6 protein-coding genes are annotated in these 4,501 nt (G+C 63.1%); all 6 read right to left on the bottom strand.

All coding sequences use genetic code 11. From position 1 onward, the window contains the following. Positions 1–357, bottom strand: a 357-nt coding sequence (locus tag EN935_RS23730) for a pyridoxal-phosphate dependent enzyme (RefSeq protein ID WP_164771291.1), incomplete at its 3' end; no start/stop codon positions are given. Between the two features lie 5 nt (positions 358–362). Then, a complete protein-coding gene (gene eutA / locus EN935_RS23725) occupies positions 363–1,142 on the bottom strand; it encodes an ectoine utilization protein EutA (protein ID WP_109670036.1) in 780 nt (259 codons plus the stop codon). Between the two features lie 3 nt (positions 1,143–1,145). Further along, entirely contained in the window at positions 1,146–1,805 is a 660-nt protein-coding gene (gene ehuD, locus EN935_RS23720) for an ectoine/hydroxyectoine ABC transporter permease subunit EhuD (RefSeq protein WP_109670038.1), read from the bottom strand. Continuing rightward, on the bottom strand, positions 1,805–2,464 hold the full coding sequence (ehuC, locus tag EN935_RS23715; RefSeq protein WP_109670040.1) for an ectoine/hydroxyectoine ABC transporter permease subunit EhuC: 660 nt from the start codon (positions 2,462–2,464) through the stop codon (positions 1,805–1,807). The genes ehuD and ehuC overlap by 1 nt, the downstream gene beginning before the upstream one ends. A 165-nt stretch (positions 2,465–2,629) precedes the next feature. Beyond that, complete coding sequence (gene ehuB, locus EN935_RS23710; RefSeq protein WP_109670042.1) at positions 2,630–3,481, bottom strand: ectoine/hydroxyectoine ABC transporter substrate-binding protein EhuB; 852 nt, start codon at positions 3,479–3,481, stop codon at positions 2,630–2,632. A gap of 87 nt (positions 3,482–3,568) precedes the next feature. After that, the gene (ehuA, locus tag EN935_RS23705; RefSeq protein WP_109670044.1) at positions 3,569–4,360 is read right to left on the bottom strand and encodes an ectoine/hydroxyectoine ABC transporter ATP-binding protein EhuA; all 792 of its coding nucleotides are present in this window, start codon (positions 4,358–4,360) and stop codon (positions 3,569–3,571) included. Positions 4,361–4,501: the final 141 nt, after the last annotated feature.

Below are 4,501 nucleotides of genomic sequence, written 5' to 3'. Positions count from 1 at the left end.
GACCTCCGCGCCAAGCCGGCGGATCTCGTCGAGCTTGTTTTCAGGTACCAGCCGCGACATGCAGATCGCCGCGCGCATGCCTTCAAGCTTCGCCGCATGGGCAAGCGCGCGGCCGTGATTGCCGGTCGAGGCTGCGACCACGCCGTGAGCCTTCTCCTCGGCGCTCAGCGAAGCGACGGCATTCGAGGCGCCGCGCAACTTGAAGCTGCCGGTGGTCTGCCGGTGCTCGAGCTTGAGATGAACCTGTGCGCCCAACTGTTCGGAAAGACTCTGGGATAGCACGGTCGGCGTGCGCTCGATCTTGCCGGCAATGCGCTCGCGCGCGGCGCGAATGTGCTCAAGGGTGACCTGTGTCATGATCATCAAGCACGCGGCAATGGCAGCGTCATCAGACGGCCGAATTCGGGATGGGCTGTGTCATCGCCGCAAAGCCGCAGACAATTCCAGGCGGTCGCCTGGTTGCTGGTGACCACGGGACGGCCGATCGCCTTTTCCATTCCGGTGACCGCCAGTGCACCGCGCAGCGCCGTGCAGGAGACGAACAGCGCATCGGCGCTCGCGTCGGTCGCCTCACGCGCCAGATCGACAAGCGTTGCGGGTGCGATGCGCGCCATCTCGCGGTCGTCCTCGAAGCCGAGACAGGTGAAGCTAACGATGTCGAAGCCGCGCGCCGCGAAATAGGCGGCCATCGGCCTAGATGTCTCGACCGTGTAGGGAGTGAGCATGCTGATCTTGCTCGCGCCCAGCACACGCAGCCCGCGCACGCCCGCCATCGGCGGCGTGACGACTGGCACGCCGGGCTTTGCAGCCTGGATCGCGGCCTCGATCTCGGTATCGCCGATCACCACCGACGCCGAAGTGCAGGAGTAGCAGATGGCATCGAGTGGCTCGTCCGGCAGGATCAGGGCCGCGCCCGCCGTCAGCGCCGGCTGCATCTTGCGCAGGTTTTCCGGCGTCGTCGGGTTGGCGTAGGGAATGCGCGCGACGTAGACGCCAATCCGCTCGCTCGCCACCATGCGGCGGAAATCCGGCTCGCTGGTGTGGTCGGTGGCAAGGATGATCAGGCCGACGCGCCGCTCTAGCGGGCGCACATCCAGCGCTGGCCTCTTTGGGTAAACTTTGATCTCGGGCAAGGGTTTCATCGGCTACCTCTCGATCTTGCCGTAGTGGCGTTCCAGCCAGCGCAGCAGCACGACCGAAAACAGACTGATGACGAGGAAGAAGGCACCGACCAGCGTGATCGGCTCGATGTAGCGATAGTAGGTGTTGGCGACACTTTTCGCCTGGTTCATCAGCTCCAGCACGGTGATCGCCGACAGCAGCGGCGTTTCCTTGAACATGGCGATGAAATAATTGGCCAGCGCCGGGATCATCGGCGGAATGGCCTGCGGAATGATGATGTGGGTCCAGGTCTGCCTGGCGCTAAGATTGCAGGCCTTGGCGGCCTCCCATTGGCCGCGCGGCACATTGTCGATGCCGGCGCGATAAACCTCGGCGGTGTAGGTGCCGTAGTGCAGCCCGAGTCCGATGACACCGGCGACCAGCGGCGGTAACAGGATGCCGATGTCGGGCAGCACGTAGAAGATGAAATAGAGCTGCACTAGCAATGGCGTGCCGCGAATGAACTCGGCCAGGAAACCGACGGTGCGCGATAACGCCCTGTTGGGCGAGCGGCGCGCCAGCGCGATGCCCAGCCCGACGATCGCCGCCAGCACCGAGCCGAGCAGTGTCGCCAGGATGGTGATCTTCACGCCCTGGATCAGCGTCGGCATGATTTCCCAGACGAAATTCCAATCCCATTCCATCAGGCACGCACCCCATCGAGGCCGCGCGCCATGCGGCGTTCCAGTGAGCGCACGCCCCACGAGATGAGCAGCGCCAGGACGAAATAGATGATCAGGATGGTGGCGAACGGCACCAAGGTGTTGCCGGTCTGCGACCGCACCACCTGCGCCTGGAAGGTCAGGTCGGTGAGCGAGATCAGCGATACCACGGCGGTCGCCTTGAGCAGTTCGATGGCGTTGTTGCCGAAGGTCGGCAGCATCACCAGCAGCGCCTGCGGCAGGATGACGTGGCGCATGCCTTGCCAGCGGCCGAGATTGAGCGCGGTGCAGGCTTCATACTGTTCACGGCCGATCGACTGGATGGCGCCGCGCACCACTTCGGCGGCATAGGCGCCGACATTGAGGCCGAGCGCCAGCACGCCGGCCTGCAACGGCGTCAGCGAAATACCGATGAAGGGCAGCACGAAATAGGCCCAGAACAATTGCACGAAGATCGAGGTGCCGCGGAAGAATTCGATGTAGGCGGTGGCCAGCGCGCGCAGCACGAAGAAACGCGACAGCCGACCCATTCCGGCGAGAAAGGCCATGAACAGGGCAAGCACCGATCCCATCAGCGTCAGCTCGATGGTGACAAGCGCTCCCTGCAATATCAGGCCGAAATAGCCGGACCACTGGGTCATTGAGGTTCCACGTTGGTAATTCTTGGACCCTTCTCCCCGTTCACGGGGAGAAGATGCCGGCAGGCAGATGAGGGGCAGCGCTAGCTTGGCAAAACTTGGCACCGCCCCTCATCCGGCCCTTCGGGCCACCTTCTCCCCGTAAAACGGGGAGAAGGAAAACAGGCGCTACTTCGCCGCGCAGAGCTTGTCGCGGGTCGTCGACATCGCGGCTGCCGCGGAGAAGCCATAGGGCTCGATGATCTTGGCGAACTCACCCGACTTCTTCATCTTTGCGAGCTCGACGTCGAAGGCGTCGCGCAGCGCCTCGTCGCCCTTCTTGAAGGCGGCGCCGTCGCAATAGACCGGCGCGCCCTGCACCGGAGCGATGACTTCGAGGTTTGGATCAGCGGCCTTCTTGACCAGATCATTGATCGACAGAACCGGCAGCGAATAGGCATCGATGCGGCCGTCCTGCAGCATCTTCACGCCGCTCTGGCCGTCCGGCACGACAATGACACGCTCGCGCGGCACGCCGGCGTTGAGCGCCAGCTTCTCCTCGGTGCCGCCGCCGGGCGCACCGATCGTGGCGGTCGTGTCCTTGGCGACATCCTCGTAGCTCTTGAAGCCTTTCGGGTTGCCCTTCTTCACCAGCATCGCCTCGGCGTCGCACAGCACCGGCTCTGAATAGACAACGGCAGCGCAGCGTTCCGGCTTCATGAACAGGCCGGCGGTGACGACATCGAAGCGACCGGCCTGCAGGCCGGGAATCATCGCGCCATATTCGGAGATCGAGGCGACGATGTCGGCGACGCCTAGGCGCTTGAAGATCTCGCGCGCCACATCGGGCGCCGCGCCCGAGACCTTGCCGTCGGCGGCGACCGCCGTATAGGGCGGCTCGTTGGCGATGGCGACGCGGGCAAAGCCTTGTGCCTTGAGTTGCTCGAGCTTGCTGTCGTCGGCCGAACCGGCGGTCGAGGCGGCCAGCACCGCCGTCAGTGCAAGACCGGCAACGCCGGCCAGAATGCTAGGTTTGTTCATTGTTCCCAACTCCTTGTTTCTTGTCTTGCTTTTGTTACGGGCGGCCTCGCCGCCCTTGACGGCGGCGTTGCCGCCTCGGCATTACGGTCAGACGCGATGTCCGGCCGCGATGATCTTCTTCAGGAAGCCTTGCGTACGCTCCTGCTTGGGATGACGGAAAATCTCGTCGGGCTTGCCTTCCTCGACGATCTTGCCACGATCGAAGAACAGCACCCGATCGGCGAAATCATGGGCGAAACCCATCTCGTGGGTGACCAGCAGCATGGTCATGTCGGTCTCGGCGGCGAGCTTGCGCATGACGTTCATCACCTCCTCGACCAGTTCCGGATCGAGCGCCGACGTCACCTCGTCGAACAGCATGATCTTCGGCGATAGCGCGAGCGCCCGGGCGATCGCCACGCGTTGCTTCTGCCCACCGGAAAGCTGTGCCGGCATGTTCTTCGCCTTGTCGGCCATGCCGACCATCTCGAGCAGTTCCATCGCCCGCTTTTCGGCGGCGGCACGCGGCGTGCCCTTGGTCAGCATCGGGGCCAACGTGACATTGTCCATGACGCACTTATGCGGAAACAGGTTGAACAGCTGGAAGACCATGCCGATCTTCTGGCGCATCCTTGTCAGGTGCCGCTCATCGGCGGGCAGCAACTGACCATTGCGCTCCATGTGGTAGAGCTGCTCGCCGTCGATCTGGATATGACCGCCATCGATGCGCTCCAACGTCATCAGGATGCGCAGGATCGTCGTCTTGCCCGAGCCTGACGGACCGATCAGCGCCAGCTTCTCGCCAGGCATGACCTGCATCGACAGGCCGTCCAGCACCTTGAAGCTGCCGAAGCTCTTCGAGATGCCGTCGATCTTGATAATGGGCGCTGATGCGGACAAATGAATTTCCCCGTGCTGGAGAAGCCTGTGCCCCTTAACGATGCGGAACGCGCCAAATCATGTCAATTGGGAAAATAATATCATGACAATATTTCCCATTCCGCACAATTCTTGAGCAACCAGTGCCGAAGAGTGCGCCGG

Source organism: Mesorhizobium sp. M7D.F.Ca.US.004.03.1.1 (genome assembly GCF_003998635.1).
Lineage (GTDB): Bacteria > Pseudomonadota > Alphaproteobacteria > Rhizobiales > Rhizobiaceae > Mesorhizobium > Mesorhizobium loti.
This window is presented reverse-complemented; position numbering and strand designations above follow the sequence as displayed.

What these genes read in the sequence shown, in the direction of transcription:
- eutA (WP_109670036.1), bottom strand. Translation starts at nt 1,142, where the DNA reads ATGAAACCCTTGCCCGAGATCAAAGTTTACCCAAAGAGGCCAGCGCTG.
- ehuD (WP_109670038.1), bottom strand. Translation starts at nt 1,805, where the DNA reads ATGGAATGGGATTGGAATTTCGTCTGGGAAATCATGCCGACGCTGATC.
- ehuC (WP_109670040.1), bottom strand. Translation starts at nt 2,464, where the DNA reads ATGACCCAGTGGTCCGGCTATTTCGGCCTGATATTGCAGGGAGCGCTT.
- ehuB (WP_109670042.1), bottom strand. Translation starts at nt 3,481, where the DNA reads ATGAACAAACCTAGCATTCTGGCCGGCGTTGCCGGTCTTGCACTGACG.